This is a genomic window from Hamadaea tsunoensis DSM 44101, from assembly GCF_000428945.1.
Taxonomy (GTDB): Bacteria; Actinomycetota; Actinomycetes; order Mycobacteriales; family Micromonosporaceae; genus Hamadaea; species Hamadaea tsunoensis.
The window spans coordinates 1-25708 of record NZ_AUAX01000007.1 but is presented as its reverse complement, the minus strand read 5'-3'; the positions used below and the strand labels follow the sequence as shown (position 1 = coordinate 25708).

General features: G+C 71.9%; 24 protein-coding genes and 3 pseudogenes. 14 read left to right on the top strand and 13 right to left on the bottom strand.

Annotated elements, in window-relative coordinates:
* Nucleotides 1-501: 501 nt before the first annotated feature.
* The 5 genes and pseudogenes from G401_RS57675 to G401_RS0114380 form a co-directional block, all read right to left on the bottom strand.
* Nucleotides 502-696: pseudogene (locus tag G401_RS57675) on the bottom strand (barstar family protein); the annotation flags it as partial.
* Between the two features lie 360 nt (nt 697-1056).
* Entirely contained in the window at nt 1057-1455 is a 399-nt protein-coding gene (locus G401_RS56720) for a site-specific integrase (protein WP_211240740.1), read from the bottom strand.
* A 127-nt stretch (nt 1456-1582) separates the two neighbouring features.
* The gene (locus tag G401_RS0114390) at nt 1583-2188 is read right to left on the bottom strand and encodes a dihydrofolate reductase family protein (RefSeq protein ID WP_245601720.1); all 606 of its coding nucleotides are present in this window, start codon (nt 2186-2188) and stop codon (nt 1583-1585) included.
* Between the two features lie 487 nt (nt 2189-2675).
* On the bottom strand, nt 2676-3116 hold the full coding sequence (locus G401_RS0114385) for a hypothetical protein (protein ID WP_027343044.1): 441 nt from the start codon (nt 3114-3116) through the stop codon (nt 2676-2678).
* A 72-nt stretch (nt 3117-3188) separates the two neighbouring features.
* A complete protein-coding gene (locus G401_RS0114380; protein WP_027343043.1) occupies nt 3189-4139 on the bottom strand; it encodes a LysR family transcriptional regulator in 951 nt (316 codons plus the stop codon).
* Between the two features lie 130 nt (nt 4140-4269).
* Here G401_RS0114380 and G401_RS45700 point away from each other — a divergent pair, with 130 nt between their 5' ends.
* Nucleotides 4270-5577: an MFS transporter gene (locus tag G401_RS45700; protein WP_051366664.1), complete on the top strand. Its 1308-nt coding sequence runs from the start codon at nt 4270-4272 to the stop codon at nt 5575-5577.
* 80 nt (nt 5578-5657) lie between these two features.
* Nucleotides 5658-5780: a hypothetical protein gene (locus G401_RS58310; protein WP_281174176.1), complete on the top strand. Its 123-nt coding sequence runs from the start codon at nt 5658-5660 to the stop codon at nt 5778-5780.
* 36 nt (nt 5781-5816) lie between these two features.
* On the opposite strand, the gene G401_RS45695 is transcribed toward G401_RS58310, so the two are convergent.
* Both G401_RS45695 and G401_RS45690 read right to left on the bottom strand, forming a co-directional pair.
* Entirely contained in the window at nt 5817-7091 is a 1275-nt protein-coding gene (locus tag G401_RS45695; RefSeq protein ID WP_051366663.1) for a glycosyltransferase 87 family protein, read from the bottom strand.
* 87 nt (nt 7092-7178) lie between these two features.
* Nucleotides 7179-9326, bottom strand: coding sequence for a SulP family inorganic anion transporter (locus G401_RS45690; protein WP_084557192.1), 2148 nt, complete (start codon nt 9324-9326; stop codon nt 7179-7181).
* Nucleotides 9327-9367: 41 nt separating this feature from the next.
* Here G401_RS45690 and G401_RS54700 point away from each other — a divergent pair.
* The 5 genes and pseudogenes from G401_RS54700 to G401_RS0114335 form a co-directional block, all read left to right on the top strand.
* A pseudogene (locus G401_RS54700) lies at nt 9368-9484 on the top strand (macro domain-containing protein); the annotation flags it as partial.
* A gap of 127 nt (nt 9485-9611) precedes the next feature.
* Nucleotides 9612-11576 (top strand): SDR family NAD(P)-dependent oxidoreductase, encoded by a 1965-nt coding sequence (locus tag G401_RS54085; RefSeq protein WP_064741765.1) that lies wholly within the window; start codon nt 9612-9614, stop codon nt 11574-11576.
* Between the two features lie 37 nt (nt 11577-11613).
* Nucleotides 11614-12102 (top strand): Hcp family type VI secretion system effector, encoded by a 489-nt coding sequence (locus tag G401_RS45680; protein WP_051366662.1) that lies wholly within the window; start codon nt 11614-11616, stop codon nt 12100-12102.
* Nucleotides 12103-12118: 16 nt separating this feature from the next.
* Nucleotides 12119-14665, top strand: a complete 2547-nt coding sequence (locus G401_RS58305) for an ATP-binding protein (protein WP_051366661.1) — start codon at nt 12119-12121, stop codon at nt 14663-14665.
* A gap of 65 nt (nt 14666-14730) precedes the next feature.
* A complete protein-coding gene (locus tag G401_RS0114335; protein ID WP_027343042.1) occupies nt 14731-14982 on the top strand; it encodes a DUF4242 domain-containing protein in 252 nt (83 codons plus the stop codon).
* An 80-nt stretch (nt 14983-15062) separates the two neighbouring features.
* Here G401_RS0114335 and G401_RS0114330 read toward each other — a convergent pair whose 3' ends face one another.
* On the bottom strand, nt 15063-15437 hold the full coding sequence (locus tag G401_RS0114330; RefSeq protein ID WP_034591698.1) for a YchJ family protein: 375 nt from the start codon (nt 15435-15437) through the stop codon (nt 15063-15065).
* A gap of 18 nt (nt 15438-15455) precedes the next feature.
* Between G401_RS0114330 and G401_RS0114325 the strand changes: the two genes are divergently transcribed.
* Nucleotides 15456-15911, top strand: coding sequence for a hypothetical protein (locus tag G401_RS0114325; protein ID WP_027343041.1), 456 nt, complete (start codon nt 15456-15458; stop codon nt 15909-15911).
* A 113-nt stretch (nt 15912-16024) separates the two neighbouring features.
* Here the strand turns inward: G401_RS0114325 and G401_RS55795 are convergent, their stop codons facing one another.
* The 3 genes from G401_RS55795 to G401_RS45670 are packed head-to-tail and all read right to left on the bottom strand — an operon-like array spanning nt 16025 to nt 19614.
* On the bottom strand, nt 16025-16888 hold the full coding sequence (locus G401_RS55795; RefSeq protein WP_034591697.1) for a BadF/BadG/BcrA/BcrD ATPase family protein: 864 nt from the start codon (nt 16886-16888) through the stop codon (nt 16025-16027).
* Entirely contained in the window at nt 16885-17916 is a 1032-nt protein-coding gene (locus tag G401_RS55790; RefSeq protein WP_027343039.1) for an SIS domain-containing protein, read from the bottom strand. The genes G401_RS55795 and G401_RS55790 overlap by 4 nt, the downstream gene beginning before the upstream one ends.
* A 36-nt stretch (nt 17917-17952) precedes the next feature.
* On the bottom strand, nt 17953-19614 hold the full coding sequence (locus G401_RS45670) for a glycoside hydrolase family 9 protein (RefSeq protein WP_051366660.1): 1662 nt from the start codon (nt 19612-19614) through the stop codon (nt 17953-17955).
* Nucleotides 19615-19678: 64 nt separating this feature from the next.
* Between G401_RS45670 and G401_RS0114305 the strand changes: the two genes are divergently transcribed.
* On the top strand, nt 19679-20395 hold the full coding sequence (locus G401_RS0114305) for a GntR family transcriptional regulator (RefSeq protein ID WP_245601719.1): 717 nt from the start codon (nt 19679-19681) through the stop codon (nt 20393-20395).
* 194 nt (nt 20396-20589) lie between these two features.
* Here G401_RS0114305 and G401_RS45665 read toward each other — a convergent pair whose 3' ends face one another.
* Nucleotides 20590-21180 carry a GrpB family protein gene (locus tag G401_RS45665; RefSeq protein ID WP_084557248.1) on the bottom strand — a complete coding sequence of 197 codons (591 nt, stop codon included), beginning with the start codon at nt 21178-21180 and terminating at the stop codon, nt 20590-20592.
* A 137-nt stretch (nt 21181-21317) separates the two neighbouring features.
* Between G401_RS45665 and G401_RS0114295 the strand changes: the two genes are divergently transcribed.
* The 3 genes from G401_RS0114295 to G401_RS45655 all read left to right on the top strand — a co-directional run bounded on the left by G401_RS0114295 (nt 21318) and on the right by G401_RS45655 (nt 23373).
* Nucleotides 21318-22109: an alpha/beta fold hydrolase gene (locus G401_RS0114295; RefSeq protein WP_157545710.1), complete on the top strand. Its 792-nt coding sequence runs from the start codon at nt 21318-21320 to the stop codon at nt 22107-22109.
* Entirely contained in the window at nt 22106-22762 is a 657-nt protein-coding gene (locus G401_RS45660) for a DUF998 domain-containing protein (protein WP_051366658.1), read from the top strand. Before G401_RS0114295 ends, G401_RS45660 begins: the two co-directional genes overlap by 4 nt.
* A gap of 170 nt (nt 22763-22932) precedes the next feature.
* Nucleotides 22933-23373 carry an ATP-binding protein gene (locus G401_RS45655; protein WP_064741764.1) on the top strand — a complete coding sequence of 147 codons (441 nt, stop codon included), beginning with the start codon at nt 22933-22935 and terminating at the stop codon, nt 23371-23373.
* Between the two features lie 106 nt (nt 23374-23479).
* Here G401_RS45655 and G401_RS0114280 read toward each other — a convergent pair whose 3' ends face one another.
* Complete coding sequence (locus tag G401_RS0114280; protein ID WP_051366657.1) at nt 23480-24559, bottom strand: glycoside hydrolase family 18 protein; 1080 nt, start codon at nt 24557-24559, stop codon at nt 23480-23482.
* Nucleotides 24560-25058: 499 nt separating this feature from the next.
* Here G401_RS0114280 and G401_RS45650 point away from each other — a divergent pair, with 499 nt between their 5' ends.
* Together G401_RS45650 and G401_RS57085 are read left to right on the top strand one after the other, a co-directional pair.
* A complete protein-coding gene (locus tag G401_RS45650) occupies nt 25059-25562 on the top strand; it encodes a winged helix-turn-helix domain-containing protein (RefSeq protein WP_051366656.1) in 504 nt (167 codons plus the stop codon).
* Nucleotides 25529-25708, top strand: a pseudogene (locus G401_RS57085) (hypothetical protein); the annotation flags it as partial. The gene G401_RS45650 and the pseudogene G401_RS57085, both read left to right, overlap by 34 nt.

Here is a 25708-nt window from a genome sequence, read left to right as displayed (position 1 = left end):
GAGCATGTACCACTGGCCACCGGCTACCTCCGCCTGCTGTCCGACTTGCCTGCCACCCTCGCCGTGATCACCAACCTGGAGATCCATCGGACATCGACGTAGGTCACCTGAATGTCACTCGAAGTCTTCGACCTTGTACCACGTCGTCCGTTGGTTAGTGCGAGACCAGAACGCGTCACTGCGGGCAGCGACTCCAGACGCGACTACACGCTCTGCAACGCCCGATTCACCCGGCCGATGAGCGCGTCGTCCTCGAACACGCCACCCGCCCGCGCCAAGCCGCCACCGAGTGAACCCTGAGCGCCGCTGTTCACTCGGCGATTGTCGCAGTATCCGGATCTCGGCAGAAGCGAGCGGGTTCTCGAACGATCGGACGGCCTTACAGGAGTTCGTAGGTGAAGCGGTCGGTCCAACCCCAAGTCGCGTCCTGGTCGGCGACCGCTCGCAGGATACGGTCGATTCGGTCGAAAGCCGTTGTTCCCATGGCGCGGCGGCTCTCGTGAGCGCAGCCCAGATCAGGTGCACCGGACGGGGGACATCAGTGCTCAGCCGGTCCCACAATGCATCCAAGTTATGCCCGTAGTAGGGGCCGAAGTCCAGAAGCGCCGCGACGTGCCGATGGAAATCGGCTTCCGTGCGGATCTGGGTCCCGTCGAGCTGCACGCGCACTATTTGACAATAGCCGCGCGACCGCATCGTACGATCATCGACACGTGAGAGCGGTTCATGTGCCGGTGGCCATGAATGCGGTGAGGATGTAGTTGGGGTGGCGGTCGAGGTTTTGCGGGCTCGGTCGTAGCGCATGATGGTTTTGGGGTCGGCCTGGCGGGCGGCGATCTGGACGTCGCGGAGACGGACGCTGGATTCCCCCGAGCATGGTGGTCACGAAGGTGTGGCGCAGCATGTGCGGGTGCAGCCGCGGCATGCGGACTCCGGCCGTAGCGGCGAGGGCCCGGAGCCTCCGGGTGGCGCAGTGGCGGTCCATGCGGGTACCCAGGAGGCTGAGCAGGATCGGCCCGCAGGCGCGGTCACCAACGGCCGTGTCGATGGCTCGGCCTACCGCTGGCGGCAGTGGCATGAGGGCGACTCTCCGCCTTTGCCGCGGACGCGCAGGACGCGGTGTCCGTGTTCATCGCCGAGGTCGGCGATGTCGCTGCCGCATGCTTCGAAGATCTGCGAGCCGAGCAGGCCCAGCATCGCGACGAGTGCGAAGTCGTGCTGGTTCTGCGACGTGCGCCCGGCGACGATCATCGCTTCGAACTGCAGATGCGACAGGCCCAGAGTGGGAGACTCGGCCGGGGCGGAGGGTCGGCGCACGTACGCGGCCGGCGACGACTCCAGCACGGTATCGATCACACAGGTGCGATAGAAGCACCTCACCACCGACACCCGCCGCGACAATGTGGAAGGCTTGAACTGGCGAACCCCCTGCAGCCAGCGCACGAACAGCTCCACATCTACCCGCCGGGCACCCAGCGGCTCGATATTCCGCTCGGCGCACCCTGCCCCACCACGCGACACACGGCAGATCCGCGCGCGCCGAAGCGAGCGCAGGTCGGTGATCTGAGCGCGAGGACACCCGTCAGCGGGCAGTCGGGCGATAGATGAGTTCCTGGGTATGGCCATCGAGCGTCCGGCTCTCGAGCAGATCGAGGTCGAAGTCGCCCGCGCCCCCGAGAATGGGGCTCGTCCCGGTCCGTCCGGAGATGACGGGGAAGATGGTCACCTGGAGGCGGTCGACCAGCCCGGCGGCCATCAGCGCCCAGTTCAGCGAAAGGCTGGCCTGTGAGCGGAGCGGCACGTCCGACTGTTCCTTGAGCCGGCCGACGATGTCCACCGCGTCGCCGCTCACGATGGTCGCGTCCGGCCAGCCGAGTGTGTCCTGCAACGTGGAGGAGATGACCGTCGCTGGCATGCGCATCGTCCGGACGTTCCATTCGTCGAGCGCGTTGGGGTCGACGCCCGAGGACATGATCTCAGCCATCTCCCGGAAGCTGGTGGCCCCGTAAACCATCCGCTGCTGCGTGTCGAACAGGGCAGCGCGGTGTTCGAGCAACTCGGGGCCTTGCTTGCCCCAATAGCCGCCCCAGTCGGCACCCTCGGCGAACGAGCCGTAGCCATCGAGGGTGGAGAAGACGTCCCAGGTGTAGATGGCGGTCATGGCAGTGCCCTCCTGCTTCGCGGTCATAGTGGCTTTCACCTCTACTACGAAGGACTCGTCCCGGATCCGACACGCCCAGAACAATTCTCTGGGGATCCGCGAAAGCGCGCACGATCATTGGCAGATCCGGACACGCTGGTCTTGATCGGTGCCTTCCGGCGAGCAGTCACCGACCGTAACGGCCGCCTGCTGCTTGATCGGCTCAGCCGGCGCCACTACTCGTTCCCGATCGGAGCCGCCAGAGATCGACTTGTGCAGCCGGAACCCGCTCCCAAAGCCAGAAACGCCAACCCCAACCGGCATTGGCCCAACGCCGGTCGCTGCCCAGCCGCCATCGCCAGGCGATCAGTACGAGGCGGTCCGAACACACTCAATCTGCCACGAGTCGTTCGGCTGTGCCATCCACTGAGCCGCTGCGGGTTGCCCAGTGGATGTTGGCAGGCGGGTCGTTTGGTCCAAGTCACGACGATGGCCTGTTGAGCGCGTTGCGTACGTCCGGCTGACAGGTCACCGGTCAGCGGCGGCCGGCGGCCAGGGCGACGAGAAACTGGCCACCGCCGGCCTCGACGCTCGCGGTCACCGGCAGTCCGGGCACCAGCCGAGAGAATCGGTCCACCAGCCAGTCCGCAGTCTCCTGGGCGTCCTTCCGGCTCGGACAGCGGGCGACCAGCTCGCGACCGCCCTTGCGTTCCAGACGCTCCGCAACGGCGATCAGCGGCGCGGGCTCCACCACGTGCAGACGGTCCGGCCATGCGATGACCACCTTGACCGCCCCCTTGCGGGTGTTGCAGGCACGGTGCGCGAGCCGCTCGACGACCTTGGCCTTCCGGTCGGCGGTACGACTGTCGACGCTGGGACCACGCGGGTCGTTCACCGACATGTCGGCATCGACCGGCTCGTCGCACACCCAGCATCGCCAGCCGTCACGCTTCGCCACATCATCAAGAAGACTCATCCCAGCAAATTAGCCTGTCAGCCCTCGACCGATGACAGCCCGGCCGCCGAAACGTCGCCGGCCCGAACAGCTTCACGAAGTTGGAGCTGGACGCTGTGCCCACGTCGGCATCCACACCTTCTCCTCGGTTGCTTCCGCCCGTGCGGAGCCGAGGTAGTCGCGAAGGCTGCTGAGTGCGGGATGCGGGTTGTCGTCGCGCCAGATCAGTGAAATGGGGTAGACCGGTGCCGGGTCGCGTACCGGTATGCGTCGCAGGTCGTAGCTGTCCGGCCACAAGTATCGCGAGCGTTCGCCGACCAACGTCGCCAATCGGGGGGACTCGGCGATCTCGGCCATCAACGCCTCGTTTCCGAAGACCGGCCCGACGAGGTCGATCGTGAGGCCGAACGCGGCGGCGAGTTCGTCATAGTAGGCGGCCCACTCGGTGCCGACGGCCATGCCGGGCATCCAGATGCGGTGGTCGGCAAGCTGTGCGGGCGTGACGGTGCGGGCGCCGGCGAGCGGATGGCGTGGCCCGACGAGGATCTCGTGGTGCTCATCGATCACGCGGGCGGCGCTGATCCCGTCTGGTAGCTGGCGCGCGGGGACGGTGACGGCGTGGAAGGTGGCGTCGACCGCGCCCGCCTCGACGGCGGCGGTCGCGGCATGGACGTCGGCATCGAGGGTCACCACATCGAGCTCGATGCGCGGATGCGCCCGGTGGAAGTCCTGCAGTAACACCGCCGACGCGATCCGTCGACTATGGACGTCGATGCGGAGCGCTCGCCGACCGGGGCGCACGGAAGCGTCGGCGCGCGCTTCCACCCGGAGCAGTTCCCGGGCGTGGGGTAGGAATGCCTGGCCGTCGATCGTGAGTTGGGCGCCGCGGGCCGTACGGGCGAACAGCCGTACTTCCAGGTCCTTCTCCAGCGCGGCGATGCGTTTGGACACGGCCTGCTGGGTGATCGTCAGTGCGGCGGCGGCGTCTTGGAACTGGCCGGCATCCGCGGCGGCGATGAAGGTGCGTACGGCATCGAGATCCACACACCGGAGCCTATTGCAACAACCGTTGGTTGTGGCTCGCGGATCGCTCAGTTGTTTGATCCGCGATACCTGCCCTTGCTTTGATCACCGCGATCAACGGTGAGTTGTTCTCAGCGGGAGGTGTGGGGGCGTGGCGAGACGATCCCTGGGTCGGCAGTTCGGATGGCTGTGGGCGGCGTACGCGGTCAGCGCCTATGGCTCTGGGCTGGGGTTCGGCGCGTTGCCGCTGATCGCCGTGCTGGTGCTGCGGGTCAGCCCCGCTCAGGTGTCCGCGCTGTCCGCGGTGGGTCCGGCCGTGGGTGCGCTGATCGCGCTGCCGCTCGGGCCGTGGGTGGAGTTTCACCGCAAGCGGCCGGTGATGATCGCGATGGACCTGGCCCGGTTCGCGGTCATGCTGACGATCCCCATCGCGTACGCCGTCGGGCGGCTGACCTTCGTGCAGTTGCTGGTCGTCTCGGCCGTGGTCGCCGCTGCGAAGATCGCCTTCAACGCGGCCGGCGGCACCTACGTCAAGGCACTCGTCCGGGCGGATGAACTGCTCCTGGCCAGCGCACGGTTCGAGGCGACCACGTGGAGCTCCATCGCGGTCGGGCCGCCGCTGGGCGGGGCCGTGGTCGGCCTGTTCGGGCCGGTAGCCACCATCGTGGCCGACGGGTTCAGCTACCTGCTCTCCGCGCTGGGCATCACCGCGATCCGTGGAGGTGAGGAACATCCGCGGCGCACCGACAAGCACCGGGTCGGGCTTGGCGAGCTGCTCGAGGGCTGGCGGCATCTCCTGACTCATCCCGGCCTGCGGGCGCTGTACCTCAACCAGCTGGTCGTCGGCGGGCTGATCATGGCCACTGAACCGCTGTTGGCCGTGCTACTGCTCGGCGAACTCGACTTCCGACCCTGGCAGTACGGCCTGGCGTTCGCTGCCCCGTGCATCGGCGGACTCATCGGCTCGCGCCTGGCACCTCGTGTCGTGTCCCGGTACGGCCAATACCGCGTCCTCCGTACCGTCGGTACGCTGCGCGCGGTCTGGCTGATCGGCCTCGCCTTCGTCCGGCCCAGCGTTATCGGTCTCATCACAGTGATCGCGGTCGAGTTCGCGATCATTGTCAGCATGAGCCTGTACAACCCAGTGCTCACGACCTACCGGCTGGAACACACACCCGAAGACCGCACCGCCCGCACCCTGTCCGCCTGGTCGGTCAGCAGCAGCGCTTCCATCGCCATCCTCAGCGCGCTCGGCGGACTGCTCGCCGAAATCACCAGTGCACGCACGGCCCTCGCGGTCGCGGGACTGCTCATCCTCGCCAGCCCGCTGCTGCTTCCCCGCCGCCCGGATTCGGCACCCCTACCCGCGTTTGATCTGGCGACGGCCGGCGCCCATCCGCAGGCAGGCGTTCCACTCGACGCCAAGCAGGGAGGCTACCGACAGCCGGCCGACGCATAGACCCACGACAGCAACAGCAATAGCACCGAGCCACACATCAGATGCCGCGGTCGAACCGCCGCTACCGAGAGGCAGAATCCATGACTGTCACCGCCCTTGACCCGACCACCGCGCTGGTGATCATCGACCTGCAGAACGCCGTCGTCCTGGAGTCAACCGCCAACGAAATCATCGAGATGCTCGCCATTGCCCACACCTCATGACTTCACCGACGCGAACCACGTACTCGGACTGACGGATTACAGGGCGGCCGGCACCTTCTCCACGGTCGAGGAGCCCGACGATGCCGAGGAGGCCGGTACGCGCCCCGCCAGGCTCGTGTCGGAGCGCAGCGTCCAGCCCAGGTACCCCAGGAACGCCACTCCCGCCAGCAGGTAGCTGTTGGCGATGAGCGTGATCAGCCCGTGCGGACCGTACTCGCCGGGACCGCCGTCGTGCGGGGTGAACCACATCGGCGCGAGCGCGTACACGAGGAATCCGAGCGCCGCCCAGCGGTGGGCGCCGCGCAGGAGCAGGACGAGCAGGGCGGGCACGACCCAGATCCAGTGGTGGGTCCAGGAGATCGGCGAGACGAGCAGGCCGGTGACGCCGGTGGCGACCGCGGCGGTGAGCCAGTCGCCGCGCCGCAGGTACGCGCGGGCGACGAGCAGGCCGCCGAGGCCGAAGAACAGCGGGATCGCCAGGTACCAGGAGCCGACGTGCATGTCGAGGAGGCGGTTGAGCGCGCCGAACGGGGACTGGTTGCCGATGTAGGAGGCGCCGACGCGGGTGGTGTCGCGGAACAGGCCGGACCAGTAGAGGCGGGAGGCGGCGGGGGCGGCGAGGTACGCGACCAGTCCACATGCGACGAAGGTCGACGAGGCGATCGCGGCGGCCCGGTAGCGGCGGCCGAGGAGCAGGAAGACGATGAAGATGGCGGGGGTCAGTTTGATCGCGGCGGCCGCGCCGATGAGGAAGCCGCCGCAGCGGCCGCGGGACACCAGCCAGACGTCGGTGAGGATGAGCGCGAGCAGGAACAGGTTGACCTGGCCGAGGAAGAGGGTGTGCCAGACCGGCTCCAGGATCAGCGCCGCCGCCAGCAGCGGCACGACCGGCAGTTGCCGGCCCGCGAGCCGGCCCGCCACGACGATCACCCAGGCCAGTGCGGCGACGCAGGCCAGTTCCCAGGCGACGCGTACGCCGAGGAAGGGCAGGGCCGACAGCGGGTCGAAGAGGATCGCGGCGAAGGGCGGGTAGGTGAACCAGTGCTCGGCCTGCTGCTGGGTGTAGAGGGTGGCGTCATCGCCGACCGCGCGGCCGCCGAGCACGTAGATCCACAGGTCGAGCGGCCGCCACGCGAACGCGAAGCAGGTGACCGCGAGAACCTCGAGGGCGAGTACCGCCGCGGCGACGCGGCCCGGGAACGTCTTGATCTGCACCCGATCGAAGCTGCCCGGCCGGGGCCGCACCGACATCGGACCACGGACCACAGTGGAGACGCGCCGCTGGCCGGCGGTCGTACGCCGTGCGGCCACAGGGAAAACCCCGGTTGACAATCGGCGTACCGGCGGCTGGGGACCCGCCCGCCGGACCGGGTGGTCCGGCGGGCGTACGCCCGTGGGCTATGCGGCCACCGCGGCGAACCGGCCGGTCACCGGGTCGAGCACGTGGATGCGGCTGGTGGCCAGGTCGAAGTACATCCCGACCAGGTGCAGGTCGCCGCGCGCGAGCCGGGCCGCCACCGCGGGGTAGCCGCGCAGGTTCTCCAGCTGCTGCAGCACGTTGTGCTGGCCGGGCAGCACGCCGCCGCCGCGCGCGTGGCGTACGTGGTCGAGCCAGCGCAGCAGGCCCGCCGTCGGTGCGCTGCGCCGGCCCGCCGCCTGCACCGCGCCGCAGTGCGAATGGCCGCACACCGTGATCGTGCTGACGTTCAGCACGTCGAGGGCATAGTCCAGCGCCGCGTGCATCGACGGGTCCGCGGCGGGCTGGGCGTACCGGGCCACGACGTTGCCGATGTTGCGCACCGTGAAGAGGTCGCCCGGCGCGGTCGCCGTGATCAGGTTCGGCACCACGCGCGAGTCCGCGCACGCGATGAACAGGTGGGCCGGTCGCTGCCCGGCGTCGGCGAGGTCCGCGAGAAGCTTCGCGACATGCGTACGCGCGTGCCGGTGGAACGCGTGCGCGCCCCGGATCAGATCGTCGGGCGTACGCGAGGGCGCGGCCGGCCGCCGGTGCACGTCCAGCGGGGCGGGCGCGGTGACCGCCGTCGGCAGGTGCCGCCCGGCGACGGCGTCGCGGTACCAGGCGTGGTGCACCTCGTGGATCGCGACCTGGCCGCCGGACCGTTCGTGGGCGGTGTGCCAGTCGTGCAGGGCGGTGACCGCGGCGTGGTCGAGGTAGTAGGCGTGCAGCTCGACGTCGACCGGTACGCCCGGCGGGATCGCCCGCAGCGCCCGGTTCAACGCCGGCACCGACAGGAACGTCAGCAGGCCGCCGACGGACATCCGCCACGTGCCGTCGTGTTCCTCCACGACCGGGCGTACGCGGGTGAGCCGCCACAGGGCCAGCAGGACGGCCGCGATCACGCCGGCGAGGACGCCCTCCAGCAGCCCGAAGGCGACCACGGCCGCGCCGGTCGCCACGTAGATGAGCGTCTCGCGGTGCTTGCGTACCTGGCGAGCGTGGGCGAGGTCGATCATGCGGACCCCGGTGTAGACGAGCAGGGCCGCGAGACTCGGCAGCGGTACCAGTTCCAGGATCGGCCGGGCGAAGGTCACCAGCAGCAGGATCCAGGCCCCGTGGAAGATCGCCGACCAGCGCGTACGCGCACCCGCCCGGACGTTGGTCGTCGAGCGGACGATGACCCCGGCGACGGGCAGACCGCCGGCGAGACCGGTGACGACGTTGGCGCTCCCCTGCCCGATCAGCTCCCGGTTCAGATTCGTCCGCGGTCCCGAATGCAGCCGGTCGACGGCCACCGCGCACATGAGCGACTCGACGCTGCCGACCAGGGCGATGCTGACCGCCGCGACGGCCGCACCGGCGAGGTCGGACGGCCACGCCGGCCAGGCGACGGTGAAGATCTGCCCCGTCAGGCGTACCCGGGCGATGTCGAGATCCAGGAGCGCGGCGGCCGCGGTGGCGACGGCGATGGCGGCCAGCGGCGCGGGCAGGATCGTGCCGGCGCGGGGAACACGCCGCCAGAGCAGCAGGACCACCAGCGTCAGTACGCCGACCGCGACGGCCTGGCCGTGGTGGCGCATGATCTGGTCCGGCAGGCGGCGCAGGTTGACCAGCGGCGAGGCCTCGGGCGTAGCGCCGAGGACGATGTGGATCTGCGCGAGGACGATGACCGCGCCGAGGCCGGCGAGCATGCCGTGCACCACCGCGGGCGAGACGATCATGGCGATCGGCGCGACGCGCAGGAGACCGAGCGCGAGCTGGACGAGCCCGGCGCCGACGACGATCGCGCACGTGGCGGGCCACCCGAAGGTGACGACGGTCTGGGCGATGATCACGGTCAGGCTGGCGGACGGCCCGCTGACCTGGACGGCCGAGCCGCCGACCGCGCCGGCGACCAGGCCGCCGACGATCGCGGCGACGAGACCGGCGGCGGGCGGCGCGCCCGAGGCGACCGCGATCCCGAGGGACAATGGCAGGGCGACCAGGACGACCACCAGGGACGCCGGGAGATCTCCCCTGGCCGGCCACCGGCGGGCCGTACGCGAGCCGGGCGGATCGTGGTCATGGAGTTCTACGGTTGCGTTCATGATCCGTCTAACGATCATCGACTGAGAGGACACTGGGAGCGGTGGACATCGAAATCGTTCGTGGCGACATCACCCGTGAGCAGGTCGACGCCATCGTCACCGCCGCCAACGAGGCGCTGCTCGGCGGCGGCGGAGTCGACGGCGCGATCCATCGCGCAAGATCCCGTTTGGATCAGGGTTTGGCACGTCATCTTGGCCCAAGATTCGGGTGATTTCCCCGATCCGAACGGGATCTCGGGCCGACGGAGGCTCGCCGCGCTGGGCGGGGGTTGCGACAATCCCCGCATGGCCAACCCCCTCAAGGTCGCCGCGGGCATCGCGATCCGGGGCGTCTCCGACGCCGCGCTGGCGAAAGCGGTGCAGGGAAAGATCATCCTCGTGACCGGCGCCTCGGAGGGGATCGGCGCCGCGACCGCCCGCCGCCTGGGCCGCGCGGGCGCGACCGTGCTGCTCGCCGCCCGGACCCGTGACCGCCTGGACGAGGTGGCGATGGAGATCCGACGAACGGGCGGAACCGCCCACGTCTACGCCGTCGATCTGTCCCGGCCGGAGCAGGCCGAGCGGCTGGGAATGGACATCCTCCGCGAGCATCGGCGGGTCGACGTGGTCGTGTCCAACGCCGGGCGGTCGATCCGCCGCTCCGTCGCCGACACCGCCGACCGGTTCCACGACGTCGTACGCACGGCCGACCTGAACTATCTCGGTCCTGTGCAGCTGCTGCTGACGTTGCTGCCGGCGATGCGTACGGCGGGGGCGGGCCACATCGTCAACGTGTCGACGGCCGGGGTGTTCACGCCCGCCCCGAACTGGTCGGCCTATCTGGCCTCGAAGACGGCGTTCGACGTGTGGCTGCGCTGCGCGGTTCCGGAACTGCGGCGGGACGGCGTCACCGTCAGCACCTTCTACAGTGGACTCGTACGCACCCGGATGAGCGCCCCGACGGCGTACCTGGGCCGGATGCCCGCGATGTCGGCGGAGGAGGCGGCCGGGGCGGTCTGCCGCGCGATCGCCCGGCGGCCCCGGACGTTGCAGGCGTGGTGGACGCGGCCCGGCGAGGTGATCGCCCACGCGTTCAAGGGTACGGTCGAGCGCCTGCTGTCCTGGCAGCCCGCGCGGCCGCCAACGGGTCCCGTGCGGCTGGCCCGGCTGCTGCTCGCGAGCCGCCGCTACGGCTGGACGCTCGCCGCCGCGCTCGCGAGCGGCCGGGACCGCGAGGTCGCCCTCATCGACCGGTTCGGCACGCTCACCCGGGGCGAGCTGCGGGCCGCCGCCCGGGACTGCGCGGGCGGGCTGGTCGAGACGTTCGGCATCCAGGAACGCGACCGGGTGGGCATCCGGTGCGGCAGCCACCGCGGCCTGGTGGTCGCCGCGGCCGCCGCCGGGCTCCTCGGCGCCGACGCGGTGCTCCTCCCCCGCGGTTCGGCTGCCCTGCGGCACGCCTCCGGCGGGACCGGTGCCGCCGACTCGATGTCATCGCCGGACCACCACACCGACGTGCCGGTCGTCGCGGACGATCAGACCTGGTCCACGCTGCACGGTCCGGCACCCGAGCGGCCCCGGGTCCCCGGCCGCCTGACGGTGCTCACCTCGGGGACGACCCGCACCCCGCGAGGCGTACGCGCGGACGTCTCCTGGAGTTCCGTCATCGGCCCGGCCCTGGCCCACCTGCGGCACATCCCGATCCGGCGCGGCCGGCCGATCCTGGTCGCCACGCCCGCCTACCACGGTTACGGGCTGACGTACCTGGCCGCCGGGCTGGCGCTCGGGGCACCCGTCATCCTGGCGCCGGGCAACGATCTCGCGGGCGCGCTCGCCCTCGCGGTCGAGCACGAGCCGACCGCGTTCTTCGCCCTTCCGGAGCAGCTCGCGGTGCTGGCGGCGCTGCCGGGCGCCGACCGGCTGCCCGCGCGTACGCGGATCGTCACGGGCGCCGAGCCGCTGACGGCGGAACTGTCGGCGCGGTTGCTGGAGGTGTTCGGGGACCGGGTGTTCAACCTGTTCGGCTCGACCGAGGCGGGCTGGGCCGCGATGGCGACGCCCGCGGATCTGCGGGCCGCGCCGGGCACCGTGGGCCGGGCGCCGCGGGGCATCCGGCTGGCCGTGCTGGATCAGCGGGGTGACCGGCTGCCGCCGGGCGAGGTCGGCGCCGTCCACGTGGGAGGGTGGCAGCCGGGCGGCGCGCTCGTGCCGACCGGGGACCTCGGGCATTTCGACCGGGCGGGGCGGCTGATGCTCGACGGCCGGGCATGAGACCTGCCGAATTCCCGCGATGATCGTTTCACCGGGTATGAGAACTCTGTACCGGCTGGTCGCGACCGCCGCGCTCGCCCTGGCCACCGTCGTCACGCCCGCCCTGCCCGCCGCGGCGGCGCCCCGGCCCACCGTCTTCCTCAAGATCGACGGCATTCCCGGCTCCTCGGCCGACGCCCGGCACAAGGGCGAGATCGAGATCCTGTCGTACTCGTTCGGTGTCGCCAACTCCGGCTCGAGCACGGGTGGGGGCGGCGGCGCGGGGAAGGCCGTCTTCCAGGACCTGCACGTCACGAAGCACGTGGACGTGGCGAGCCCGAAACTGTTCCTCGCCACCGCGAACGGCACGCACCTCGACCACGTCGTGCTGACCGTCGAACGGGCCCGGCGTACCGGGCAGCCGCTGCTGCAGGTCACGCTGGAGAACGTGCTCGTGTCCTCGTTCGCCAACGGCGGCGGCGCCGGGGCGGAGCCCGTCGAGCAGGTGTCGTTCACCTATCAGCAGATCACGTACAACCGGTTCTGAGGCGCACAATGGGCCGGTGCTGCTCGATCGCGAGGCGCCCCTCGCCTCCCTGGCCGACTACGCCGCCGACGCCGCCCGCGGCGAGGGCCGCCTGGTGCTCGTGTCGGGTGAGGCGGGCGTCGGCAAGTCCGCGCTGATCGAGCGGTTCGCCGAACTGCACGGCGGGGCGTGGTTCTGGTCCGCGTGCGACGGACTGTTCACGCCCCGCCCGCTCGGCCCGCTGTTCGACCTCGCCGAGCAGTTCGGCGGCGAGCTGCTGGCGGCGTGCCGGGCCCGGGCGCCGCGCGAGGAGCTGTTCGGCGCGCTGCTGAGACAGCTCACCGCGACGGTCGTCGTGGAGGACGTGCACTGGGCCGACGAGGCCACGATCGACCTGCTGCGCTTCCTCGGGCGGCGGCTGCGGCAGCTGGGCGTCCTGCTGCTGGTGACCTATCGGGACGACGCGCTGCCGGTCACGCACCCGCTGCGGGTCGCCCTCGGGGAGCTGGCCGGGCAGCGCTCGACCCGGCGGATCGGGCTCGCTCCCCTGTCCCCCGCGGCGGTCGCCGAGCTGGCCGCCGGCAGCGGCGTCGACGGCGCCGAACTCTTCCGGCTCACCAGCGGCAACTCCTTCTTCGTCACCGAGGCGCTGCGGGCCGGCCTGCACGCCGTCCCGCCGTCCGCCCGCGACGCCGTCCTCGCCCGCGTCGCGCCGTTGCGCCCCGAGGCCCGCGCGACGCTCGAGATCGCGGCCCTCATGGGCACCCGGGTCGCGCTGCGCGAGCTGGCCGCGGGCTCCACACTGGACGATCTCGTCGACGCCGGCCTGCTGCGCGCCGACGCTCCCGTGGCCGGCACAGCCACGGCGGGCTTCCGGCACGAGCTCGCCCGCCGCGCCGTCGAGGACTCGATCGCCGGTCACCGCCGGCCGGCGCTGCACGCCCGCATCCTCGCCACGCTGCGCGAGGTGGGCTGCGACGACGACGCCCGGCTCGCGTTCCACGCCGAAGGTGCCGAAGATCCCCACACGCTCGTGTACGCGCAGCGGGCCGCGACGCGCGCCCGGGAACTCTCCTCGCACCGGGAAGCCGCCGCGCAGCTCGAACGGGCCCTGCGCTGGGCGGACGGGAGAGAAGCCGCGGACCGGGCCCGGCTGGGCGACGCGTACGCCGAGGAACTGGCGCTCGTGGACCGCTGGGACGACGCGGCCGCCGCCGGCGAACGGGCACTGGAACTGTGGCGCGAAGTGGGCGACCGGCGGCGCGAAGGGGACACGCTGCGCCGCCTGTCGCGGGCCTACTGGCGGCTGTGCCGGCGCGCGGCGGCGCTGGACGCGGCCTGTCGGGCGGTGGCCGTGCTGGAGCCGCTCGGCCCGGGCCCCGAACTCGCCTGGGCGTACGCGAACCTCGCCAACCAGCACGCCCTCGACCGGGACAACCTGGCGGCCCGACAACTCGCCCGATCGGCCGTCGACCTCGGTACGCGGCTGCGCCTGCCGGCGGTGCTGAGCGACGCGTACAACTCGGCGGCCTGCGCGGCGGCGGCGCTCGGCGAGGACTGGATCGACGACCTGCGCCACTCCCTCGACCTGGCGCTCGACCACGATCTGCCGGCGGCGGCCGGACGGGCGTACACCAACCTGCACAGCCTCCTCGCCGCCGAACGCCGCTTCGCCGACGCGGAGAAGATCCGCGACGAGGGGTACGCCTACTGCGCCGAGCGCGATCTCGCCGTCTACACGACGTGCCTGCTGGGCGAGGAGACAAGCGTCCTGGAGAAGACGGGCCGCTGGCCGGAGGCCGCGACGCTGGCCACCGGCCTCCTCGCCCGGGTCGCCTCCCCTATCAACCGGATCAACGCGCTCACGAGCCTCGGCCTGGTACGCGCCCGGCTCGGCGAGGACGGCGCCGCGGAATGCCTCGACGAGGCGGCGGCCGGCGCGGCGGGATCAGGCGAACCCGAGTGGCTCGCGACCGTCGGGCTCGCCCGGGTGGAGGCGTTCTGGCTGGCCGGTCGCGACGGCGACGCCCGCCGGACCGCCGAGGAACTCGCCGCCGCCGACGCCACCCGCTACGACGCCTGGGAACGGGGTGCCCTCGCCGTGTGGCTGGCCCGCACCGGCTCCGCCGACACCGTCCCCGGCCCGTACGCGCACGCGTACACCCTGATGCTCGCAGGCGATCCGACGCGGGCCGCGCGCCGGTGGACCGACCTGGGCTGCCCCGGCGACGCCGCCTGGGCCCTGTACGACAGCACGGCGGAGGCCGACCTGCGCGCGGCGCTGGAGCTGTTCACGGAGTTGGGCAGCGAACCTGCCGCCCGGCTGACCCGGCGGCGCATGCGCGGCCTCGGCATCACCTCGATACCGGCGGGCGCCCGCGCGGCGACCCGGGCCGACCCGCGCGGCCTGACCCGGCGCGAGCGCGAGGTCCTCGGCCTGATCCGCGCCGGCCGCAGCAACGCCGAGATCGCCGCCGAGCTGGTCATCGCCGTGAAGACGGTCGACCACCATGTCTCCGCGGTCCTCGCCAAGCTCGGCGCGGCCACCCGGACGGAAGCAGCCCGGTTACCGGAAACTAGGTAGCCCCGGGCGCAATATGGGGAACCGTTCCCGATGGCCGGGCGCGCCGCGGCTCATAGCGTGAAGTCATGCCGCTTTACATGGACATCCACACGATCGCCGACGGCGTGAAGATCGACGACGTCGCCCAGGCGCACAAGGCCGACCTGCAGAAGCAGGGCGAGCACGACGTCAACTACCTGCGGTACTGGGTGAACGAGGCCGAGGGCAAGGTCTTCTGCCTCGTCGAGGCGCCGAGCGCCGAGGCCGCCGCCACGGTCCACCGCGAGGCTCACGGCCTGGTCGCCGACGAGATCTTCCCGGTGCAGGAAGGCTCCTGACGCTGCTCAAAGGTCTTTTCCGGGGGGTATGAGAAGGGGGCGCGGTCCCGTAGCCGCGTCCCCTTCATGTTCCGGCGCCGCTACTTTCCGGCTTCGCCGACGTAGAGCCACTCCCCGTTCTCCCGGACGAAGGTGGAGTGCTCCTTCACCGCACCGGGGCGGCCGTCCATCGTGTAGTGCGCCTCGAAGAGGACCGTGCCCTTGCTGTCGAACAGCGAGCCCTGGGCCGTGCGCTGGACGTCGAGGCGTACCCAGCGCAGGTTCGCCTCGAAGTCCACGTGCTTCGGCCGGGTCGACGGGTGCCACGTCCGCAGCAGGTACGCCTCGTCCCGCCGCGCGTACGCGCTGTACCGCGAGCGCATCAGCGTCTCCGCGGTCGGGGCGCCGGACAGCCCGGCGTGCAGGGGGCCGCAGCAGTCGGCGTACGGCCGGTCGGATCCGCAGGGACACTTCATGGGGCCTATTCTCGCTGGGTGCAGCTTCCCTCCGCCGCCCGGGCCCTGGCCGGGGCCGTCGACTCCGCCGTGACCGCCGCCCGCGACTCCGATGCCGAGGCGCTGCGGTCGGCCGCCGCCGAACTCGCCCCGTACGAGGCGACGACCCTGCTGGGCGAGATCGTCCGGCTCCTGCTGGAGGAGGGGCACCCGGACGGCCTCGACGGTGACGACGTCCGGGCCGTGCTCGACGGCTGTACGCGTACCGCGCTGGCCTGGCTGCCGGAGACGTCGCCGGAGGTGCTGCTCGTCCTCGTGGCGGGGGCGCTCGGCATCCATCCCGAGGAGGCGGACGGGATCGACCGGCCGTCGCCGGCCGCGGTGGCGCTGCACGCGCCGCTGCTGATCGCGTACCTGCTGCGGCGGCCGCTGGCGGGGTACGTGACGGCGGCGTTCATGGAGATCGCCCGCGCCGAGACGATGGAAGCCCCCTGACCCCAAGATCCTGTTTGGATCACGGTTGCCACCCGAATCTTGGTCCAAGATTCGGGTGATTTCCCTGATCCAAACGGGATCGAGGGGCGGCCGGGGCGGCGGTGCGGGCGGGGTTAGAGGGTGGCGGCCAGGCGGATCGCGCCGGTGACCGGGGGCTCGGTGAGCAGTCGCGGTCGCGCGTCGGGGTACTCGGCGAGCAGCCGGTCCCGGATCGCCGCCCAGTAGGACGCCACCTTCGTCACCAGTCCCCCGGCGAACACCACGTCCTCGACCGGCAGTCCGCGGCCGGCCAGCGTACGCACGAGGTCCACGATGGCGTCCGCTCCCGCGGCCAGGATGGCGGCCGCGTCGGGCGATCCCTCGGCGGCGGCCGCGGTCACGACGGGCGCCAGGTCGCCCCAGCGTTCCGGCGCCGATCCCCAGCTCAGGGCGAGGGCGAGGTCGCCCGGGGTGTCGACGCCCACGGCCGCCAGCAGCCGCCGGGCCAGCGCGGTCGGCGGGCGGCCCCGGTCGGCGGCGGCGAGGACCGACCTGGCTGCCTCGCGGACGAGGGCGGACGCGCTGCCGTCGTCGCCGAGGATCCAGCCCCAGCCGCCGGCCCGGGTGATGCCGCCGGAGCCGTCGTCGTGGAAGGCGATCGAGCCCGTGCCGACGACCACGGCGATGCCCGAGCGCAGTCCGGCGGCCGGCAGGAGCAGCTGGGCGTCGTTGACGACGAGGACCGGGATGCCCAGCCGGGCCGACAGCTCGGCCCGCAGGGCGGCGCAGTGCGCCGGTTCCTCCGCCCCCTGCGCCCCGACGACCAGCGCGGTCAGGTCCTCGGAGACCGTACCGGCGAGCCGCTCGACGATCCACGACCCTCCCGCCGCGAGCGACCAGCCCTCCGACGGGAAGACCCGGTCGGCGACGACGAGGTCGGGCGGGGCGGCGACGCGTACGTGGGTCTTGGTGCCGCCGATGTCGACGCCCGCGATCACGGCCGGGCTCCGCCGAGCGCGAAGTCCGCCGGGTCGACGCCGCCTTCCTTCGTGTCGTGGTTGGCGAACACGAACGCCTCGGCCGCGATGCCGCGCTCCTGGGCCAGGACGGCCGCGAGTTCCTGCGCCACCACCGTCTCCAGCACGACGAGCACGGCCGGTTCGACCATGGGCAGGCGTACGACGCCGAGGTTCGGGCCGGGCTCGACGGCCGCGGTCGTGACGAGCAGCGTCAGGTGTCCGGCGTTCGCCAGGGTCCAGGCCAGCTCGACCTCGCGGCCCGCGCCGAAGATCACGTGCAGCGTGTCGCCTGCCGACTCCATCTCGCCGTGCAGGTAGGTCCGGGTCGCCGAGGCGGCGGCGGGCACGCGCGGCACCTCGCGCAGCAGCAGCGCCGTCTCCTCCGCCGCGGCCCGCGACGCCCCGGCGGCCACCGCGTCCGCCGCCACGCAGCCCGCCGCGCGGCCGGCGATCGTCGCGAGGACGTCGTCGGCGGCCTGCCGCGCCCGGGTGGTCAGGGCTTCGATCGTGGCCCATTTCGCGTACGCGCCGGAGTCGCCGGCCAGCTCGGCGGCCAGGATGTCCAGGGCGAGCACGGTGCCGGTGAAGCCGACGGTCGACGCGTACGAGTCGGGTTCGTCGCCGAGGTCCACGGTCAGTTCGGCGAGCTCGGCCAGCGGCGAGAGGCTGACGTTGACCAGCGCCAGCCGGGGCATCGACGTGCTGTGGAACGCGGCCAGCGTCTCGGCGCTGCGGCCGCTCTGGGAGACGCCGATGAGCAGGTCGTCGGCGAAGGCGGCCGGATGGTCTGCGACCTCCCCCGCCGTCACCCGGTACGCCGGGACGCCCCGCCCGCGCAGGATCTCGACCGGCACGGCGAGGGCGGCGTACGAGGCGCCGATGCCGCAGAACAGCGGCCGGGCGACGGGCCGCGGGCCGAGCAGCGGGCGGCCGACGACGTGCGCCGCGATGCGTTCGAGGGCGGCCGGCTGGGCGTCGCGCCCGGCGGCGAAGGAGATGCGGGTCATGTCCGTCCTCAGGGGAGAGTGCGCAGGGCAGGGTGTTCAGCGTGGCGCGGCGGCGACGGCCAACAGGAACCAGCCGGTGTGCGGGATCCACTGCTCCACCCAACGCCACGCGTCGCCTTCCGGTACGCCGTCCGGCCGGAACGCGACGTCGTGCTCGTCGGTCCAGCCGGAGGTGACGCCGTTGACGATGCCGCCGGGGATGTTGGGGAAGGCCGACTCGTAGTCGACGTTGTTCCGGCCCCGCCCCTGCAGCATCGACACGTCGAACGGGTTGCGCCCGCAGATCCAGGCCAGCTGGTCGTCCCCGAACTCCGTCAGCCGCAGCCGTTCGGCGGCGGTGACGCCGGAAAGCCCCGCGCAGGCGTACGCGGCCGCGGCCAGGGAGGCGATCGTCGCGTTCTCGCCCTGCCACCAGTAGCCGGTGTCGTTGTCGTGCGGGAAGAAGAACGCGTCGGCCGGTACGCCGCCGGTCGGCTGCACCCGCTGGCGGGCGTACCCGAACGGATTCGGGACGGCCGCCGTGCGGTCCAGCACGTCGGTCATCGCCCGCAGCGCGAGTTCGCGGGCGGGCGCCGAGCCGGTGACCTCGGCGTACCGCAGCAGGGCCAGGATCGGCAGGCCGGCCTCGGCGGCGTGGAAGAACGGGCGTCCGGTCGCGTCGGCGACGAACCATCCGGGGGCGCCCGGAACGTGGCGGCCGAGCAGGTTCGCGTAGCGGCGGTCGGCGGCCGGGCGGGCCCGGTCGTAGCCCGACGCGACGAGCTCGGTCGCGGCGAGCAGCGCGCAGTAATCGTCCACGATGGACTCGACCCCGTCGTGCAGGTACGCGAGGTTGTGCTCCTCCAGGTGCTCGAACGCCTCCACCGCCACGGCGAGGTACCGGTCGCGGCCGAACTCCCCGTCGTCGTCGAGCCGGGCGGCGGCCGCCAGCGCGGCGATCGCGAGCCCGCCGCCCTGCCGATACCCGGCCTGATACCGGTCGGTGCGTACGCAGTCCGGCAGCGGCGCGGTCACGAACCGCTCGTCGAGGTTCTTGGTCAGCGCGTCGAAGATGCCGGTGTAGAAGTAGCCCTCGGGGGCACGGAACCGCACGAGGAAGTCCGCGCCCCACAACGCCTCGTCGCGGACGCGTACCGCGAGGGGGTGTGGGAGGTCGTGGCGCAGCGCGGTCGCCATCGCCCACGCGCACAGCGGGATCTGCTGGGGACTCATCGTCGCCGTATAGGTGAGGTGGCTCAGGAACTTGCTCGTGTCCCCGCTCGCGTCGAGCCAGCCCCCGCGCGCGTCGACCGTGCGCCCGCCGGTGCCGCCCCACAGCGCCGCGCGCCGGTCCTTGCGGTCGATCTCACCGCTGGAGCGCATCGCCTTGAAGTAGGCCAGCACGTCGGACAGCGTCTGGCGGAGCAGCCGCTCCTCGGCGACCTCGAAGGGCGGCGAGCCGACCTCGGCCCCCGTTTCCAGGACCACGCGTACCGCATAGGTGCCTGGAGCGAGGTCGGCGGGCAGCGGGACGCGGCAGTACGGACCGCGGTGCCATCGGTCGACCGCGACCACCGGACCCGGGGTGAGGGCGACGGCGCCGGCCGGGGTCACGAGGGTGACCTCGCGCGGCGCGCGCCCGTCGGACAGCTCGACGACCACGGCCTTGCTCGCGCGCAGGCTGAGGCCGAGGTGCGGAACGAGGACCCGGTGCGTCACGCGGACACGGTAACCCGCTGGTATGCGGTGGTGTCAAACTGGTCTGCGGTGGTATTTTCCTGGGGTGTCCGAACCTCTGTGGGCCGAGACGGCGCAGCGCGTGCTCGACCGCGCCGCCGCCGACGGCCTGACCCCCGGCCGGCGGCTGCCGGGTGAGCGCGACCTCTGCCAGGAGCTGGGCGTCTCGCGGGTCACGCTGCGCCGCGCCCTCACGCACCTGCTGGAGCGCGGCCTGGTCAGCTCCGCGCACGGCCGCGGCTGGTACCTCGCCAGCCCCCCGGCCACCCGCGACTGGCCGCAGGAACTGGAGTCCTTCACGGTCACCGCGCGCCGCAAGGGAATGCGCGCCCGCTCCGACGTCGTACGCCACGAGGTGCGCCCGGCGACGCACGACGAAGGCGACCGGCTGCGCGTACCGGCCGGAACACCGCTCGTCGACCTCGAACGGGTCCGCCACCTCAACGACATCCGGGTCGCCCACGACCGGACGCTGATCCCCGAGCATCTCTCGGCCGGCCTCACCGCGGCCGACTTCCGGACGGCGTCGCTGTTCGAAATGCTCACCGAAGCGGGCGTACGCCTCGGCCGGTCGGTGGTGTCGATCGAGGCCCGGGCGGCGTCGGCGGCGGTCGCGGGGTACCTCGACATCGCGGCGGGCAGCCCGATCCTGGTCCTGGACCAGGTGATCCACACGGCCGGCGGTGATCCCGCGCTGCTGTCCACCGTCCAGTACGTCGGCGACCGCTACCGCCTCCGCACGACCTTCACCCCGGCGTTCTGACCCCCGGCCGCCCCGCCCCCGGCCGCCCCCGGCCGCCCCCGGCCGCCCCCGGCCGCCCTCAAGATTGGGTTTGGATCAGGGAAATCCACGTAATCTTGGGCCAAGATTCGGGTGATTTCCCTGATCCAAGCGGGATCTTGGGGGGCAGCCGGCCGGGTGCGGCGGGAGCGGTGGGGTTCCGCCCCGGGTTCGGATCAGGTGAGACCGGCGCGGCGGAGGATGGCGAGGACGACGTCGCCCTTGGCCGCCACGTAGCCCGCCATCGACATCGAGTGCTCCGCCGCCGCCCGGTGCTTGGCGGACGCGTACAGGTCGCGGTCGTCGGGGTGCTCGCGCAACCAGTCGCGGAAGATCACATGCCGCAGGTACTCGTCGCAGTCCGGTCCGAACACGTGCAGGTTCACATCGTGGTCCGGCGTCCACAGGCAACGGTGCTCGTACCAGTGCGGTTCGCGGGTCTTCAGCGCGTACCCGGCCGCTTCCAGGTCCGGCACGTACGCGTCCTCGTCCGCCGGGTCGGCCACGATCAGGTCGATGTCCAGCCGGTCCTTGGCCGCAAGGCCGGGCACCGCGGTCGAGCCGACGTGCTCGACGACCAGCGCCCGGTCGCCGAGCGCCGCGCGGATCCGGCCGGCGTGGTACGCGTACCGCTGCGGCCAGCCGGGGTCGTAGGAGCTGATCGTGATCGGCCGGGCCACCTCGACCGGGCGGTCCCCGACGGCTCGGGCGGCCAGCTGCTCGGGAGTCAACCGGACGGGCGCGGGCGGCAACGGCGGCGTACGCATGATCCAGCAGGCTACCGGCGGCCGGCCGGTCGTGGGGGGCGCGACGCTGATCACACACGGCTCGGCTGGCCGGGGTTTTGTCACAGCCGGTGGAGACTATGCCGGGCGACACACCACCGGCGTGAGAGGACATGGCGATGCTGAGTTACACCGTGCGCGGCTCCGGCCTGCCGATCCTGGCCGTCCACGGCTGGACGCCCGACCACCGGCTGATGCTCGGCTGCCTCGAACCGCTGTTCGCCGACCGGCCGGGCTACCGCCGCGTCTACCCCGACCTGCCGGGCATGGGCCGGTCGGCCGCGCCCGAGTCGATCGCGAGCTCCGACGACGTCCACGCCGCGCTGCTGGAGTTCGTCGACACGACCATCGGACAGGAGCCGTTCCTGCTCGTCGGCGAGTCCTACGGCGGCTACCAGGCCCGCGCCCTCACCAGGGCCCGCCCCGACCAGGTACGCGGTCTCGCGCTCATCTGCCCGATCGGGACCGCGGTCGAGCACGCGTACCGGCGGCGGCCGGAACACGTCGTCCTGCGGCCCGACCCGGAGCTGATGGCCGGGCTGGACGAGCGTACCGCCGCGGACTACGGCGAACTCGCCGTCGTGCAGTCGGCCGAGACGCTGCGCCGGTTCCACGAGGACGTCCAGCCCGGACTCGACCTCGCCGACGAGACCGCGATGGCCCGCATCCGGCAGCGCTGGACGCTCAGCGAGAACCCGGAGTCCGGCCCGGCGTACACGGGTCCGACGCTGATCCTCACCGGGCGGCAGGACGACAGCGTCGGCTACGAGGACCAGTACGACCTGCTGCCGCACTATCCCCGGGCGACCTTCGCGGTCCTCGACGTCGCCGGGCACAACCTGCAGATCGAGCAGCCCGTCCTGTTCGGCGCGCTCATGCACGAGTGGCTCGACCGCGTGGCCGCCGAGTGAGCACGACCGCCCGGCCGTGGGCCTGGGCGGCGGTCGCGCTCGGCGTCCTGGGCGGGCTGGCCGTCGGCGTGGCGTCCGTCCGCAACGGACTCGCCGGTTCCGGCAACGGGTCCGGCGGCTCCGGCCTCGGCGGCTACGTCAGCGAGGCGGGCGTACCCGGGCGGCCGTTCGCCGGGCTCTACCGGGCCGGCATCCTGGGCCTGGCCGGGGCGGCGGCCGCGCTGGCCGTCGCGTACCGGTCGGTCTTGGTGGTGGCGGTGCCGCTCGCGCTGGCGACCCCGGCGATGCTCGTCTCCGGCACGGTCACCTGTACGCCCGGCTGCCCGCTGCCCCCGTACGAGACCACGACGACCGGGGACCTCGTGCACGCCGTGGGCAGCATCGCCGGAGTCGGCCTGTGCGCGCTGGCGATGGGCGCGCTGGCCTGGACCGGCACCGGGCCGGCCCGGCGGGCGTCGTGGGTGGCCGTCGCGGTCGGCTGGCCGCTGCTGGTCGGCACCGCGGTCGCGATCGCGGCGGTCGGGCGGTCGTCGCTGACCGGCTGGCTGGAGCGGCTCGGCCTGCTCGCCTGCGTGGCGTGGCTGATCGCGGCGGCGCTCGGCCGGGCGATTCCGGCACAGGACCGTGTCCATCGACACAGTCCGCTTGCATGATCGCCACAGTCAATACGCGACCAGGAAAAACACCCTGTTAATTCTTGGTTTCGCCCCACCGTCCGGTGACACCACAGTGGACCGATCGCCTAGACTCGCCCCAGTGACACAACCGTGACAGCGGCGTCGCGGAGATCCTCGGCAGATCGGATCACATGGGCGAAGTCAGGGTGGATGTCGACATTCCGTGGGGGCCGGAAGCACCGACCGCAGCCCGCAAGGCGCTGCGCGCGGTGCTGTCGGGCTGGGGCCTGGCCGATCGCGATTGGCTGGACAACGCCGAACTCGTCGTGAGCGAACTCGTCTCGAACGCGCTCACCCACGGCGACGGCTGCCACGGCGTCACCGTCGAACATCACCACGGTCAGGTCATCATCAGCGTCGCCGACGGCAGCGAGATCGCGCCCACCCGCGCGGCGCACCTGGGCGGCCTGGGCATGCGAATGGTGGTGCAGCTGTCGGCCCGATGGGGTGTCGACCGGCTGTTCCACGGCGGCAAGAGGGTGTGGGTGCAACTGCCACCCTGCCCTCCTAGCGTGCGGCAGCGGGAAGGCCCGGTACGCCACCGGCCGACCGGCCGCCGCAGTACGACCGACAGCATCACTTCATGAGACGCCACCCCGAAACAAGGTGTGGCTCCCGGGCCGGTGCCTGCCCGGGAGCCAGGAGACGACAGGGGGCCGTGGAAAGCCTCCCGCCGGCTCGTCGTGCCGCGCCTCAGCTCTGCCGCAGAGCCGGCAGCGGAATCGGAATGTTGAACGTGCTCGCGGCCACGCCCATGCCGCCTTCGCAGGTGTTCGGCGGCGCAGTGGTCACACCCCGCGTGGACGGCTTCTCGGCCGCCCAGAACATGTAGCCCAGCAACCCGGCCGTGCTGCCCGCCCCGTTGGGCGCGGCGGTCTGCACCCACGAGCTCGTGGTGTTCTGCAGCGACGCGGCGAAGTTGTTGCACTCGGCATGGACCCGGCTGCCTTCGGCCACGTACAGGCTGCCGGTGAACTTGGCCGGTGCGAGCGGCGGGATCGGCGGGCTGTACTGCGCCTTGCCGTCCAGGTGCTCCTGCCAGTTCGCCTCCGCCGACGACGTCGACGGCTGCTTCGACGGGACCATCGCGTTGGCGAAGTCCAGCACCGGCGTGTCGGTACGCAGCCAGTCCGCGGTCGCCTTGCGGCCGATGTCGATCAGCCACCGGTCGCCGGCGGCCAGATCGATCGTCAGCCGCGCCGTCGGATCGGTGCCCGCCGCGTTGTACGGGTGCACCGCCCGGTACGCGGTGACGAAGTTCTGCAGCCCGGTGAGGTTCGCGCCGGTGTTGGCCTCGTAGTCGATCTCGATGCCGACGCCGAGCTGGGTGGCGACCGCGGCCGCCCGCTGACCGAGCAGCGTCCCGTTCTGGTTGAGGGCCGTGGTCCAGTCGTCGGTGTAGGTGATACCGCCGATCGACAGCATCACGCGTACGCCGTGCGACGTGAAGTAGTTGACGATGTCGCTCGTCATCCCCCGAGGTACGCCGTTGAGGTCGCCGGCGTCGGTGGTCTGGTTGAGCAGCCGTAGCGGGTTGACGAAACTGAGCACGACCAGGTTGACGCTCGGCTGCCCGTTGCCGCGGTCGATCAGCCAATGGTTCTGGCTGTCGAACTCGGCCACGGTCCGCACCGCCGACCAGGTACAGGCGTCGTTGCTGCAGTGCCACGCGCCGTAGACCTGGATCGGGGTCGGTGCCGCCACAGCGGTCGTCGCGGGGGCCAGAGCGGTGGCACCGAGCAGCAGCGCGCACAGCGTTGCCAGCCGTCGCATGTGGACCTTCCTTCCGGTGGATCGGTAGCTCAGCTGGGCCAGGGCTTCACCAGCGGCCCGGCGCGGGGGTGCGCCGGCTCCTACCGATCACAGCGCCGCCTCCCCGCAAAACATCACCGGAACTCAAATTCAAGATCTTCATTTCCCGGGTTCGTCGATCTCACCTCCGCTCCTCGCGCGGGAGACCGTTCCGGCGCAGGGCGCCTCCACTGCCAGCACAGTGGGGCGAAGCATCATCCGCCGCGGTTCGGTCACCGTTTCACCCAACCCCACCGGGCCTTTGTGCCGACTGTCCGATTCGGGCTTGACGATTGTGCCCGGGAGTTTCGGGAATCGGTAAGGCAGGCCACGGTAGCCGGTAGCCAGGACAGCGGCGCACCCGCCGTTGCTGGCGGGCGCCAGCGCCGCTAGACACCTTTCGGGGTGGGGGTCTGGGTCGAGTCCACTTTGAGGCTTTTGGGTGATCGCGTGTGTCGTCGTGGTGGGGTCTGCTGGTGGCATGCGATACGGCGACGGCGGTGGGATGGACCAGGCGGAACGGGCCCGGCGTGAGCGGGTCCGGTTGCAGGCGGCGGAGCTGTTCGCTCAGGACCGCTCCGCGGTCGAAGTCGCGGCGGCGTTGGAAGTGTCGACCAAGGCTGCCTATCAGTGGCGGCGGGCGTGGCTGGCCGGTGGTGTGCAGGCGTTGGCTTCCAGGGGTGCTGCGGGTCCGGAGCCGAAGTTGTCCGATGAGCAGTTGGCCAGGTTGAAGGCGCGGTTGGAGCTGGGTCCGGCGGCGGCCGGGCATGGCGAGGACCAACGCTGGACCCTGGCGCGTATTGGTGACCTGATCGCGGTCATGTTCCATGTCCGGGTGGGTGTCACCACGGTGTGGCAGGCGATGCGGCGGCTGGGTTATCCCCCGCAGCAGCCGATCCACCGGGCGATCGAACGCGACGAGCAGGCCATCGCCCGGTGGCGCCGCTATCAGTGGCCGGCGCTAAAAGAGTCGCGACACGGCTGAACGCCTGGATCTGCTTCGCTGACGAGTGCGGTCAGACGCTGCGGGCGGCCAAGGCCACGACCTGGGCACCGCGTGGCGTGACGCCGGTGGTGAAGGTGACCGCGGCCGGTAACGCGCGGGTGTCGGTGGCCGGGATGGTCTGCTAC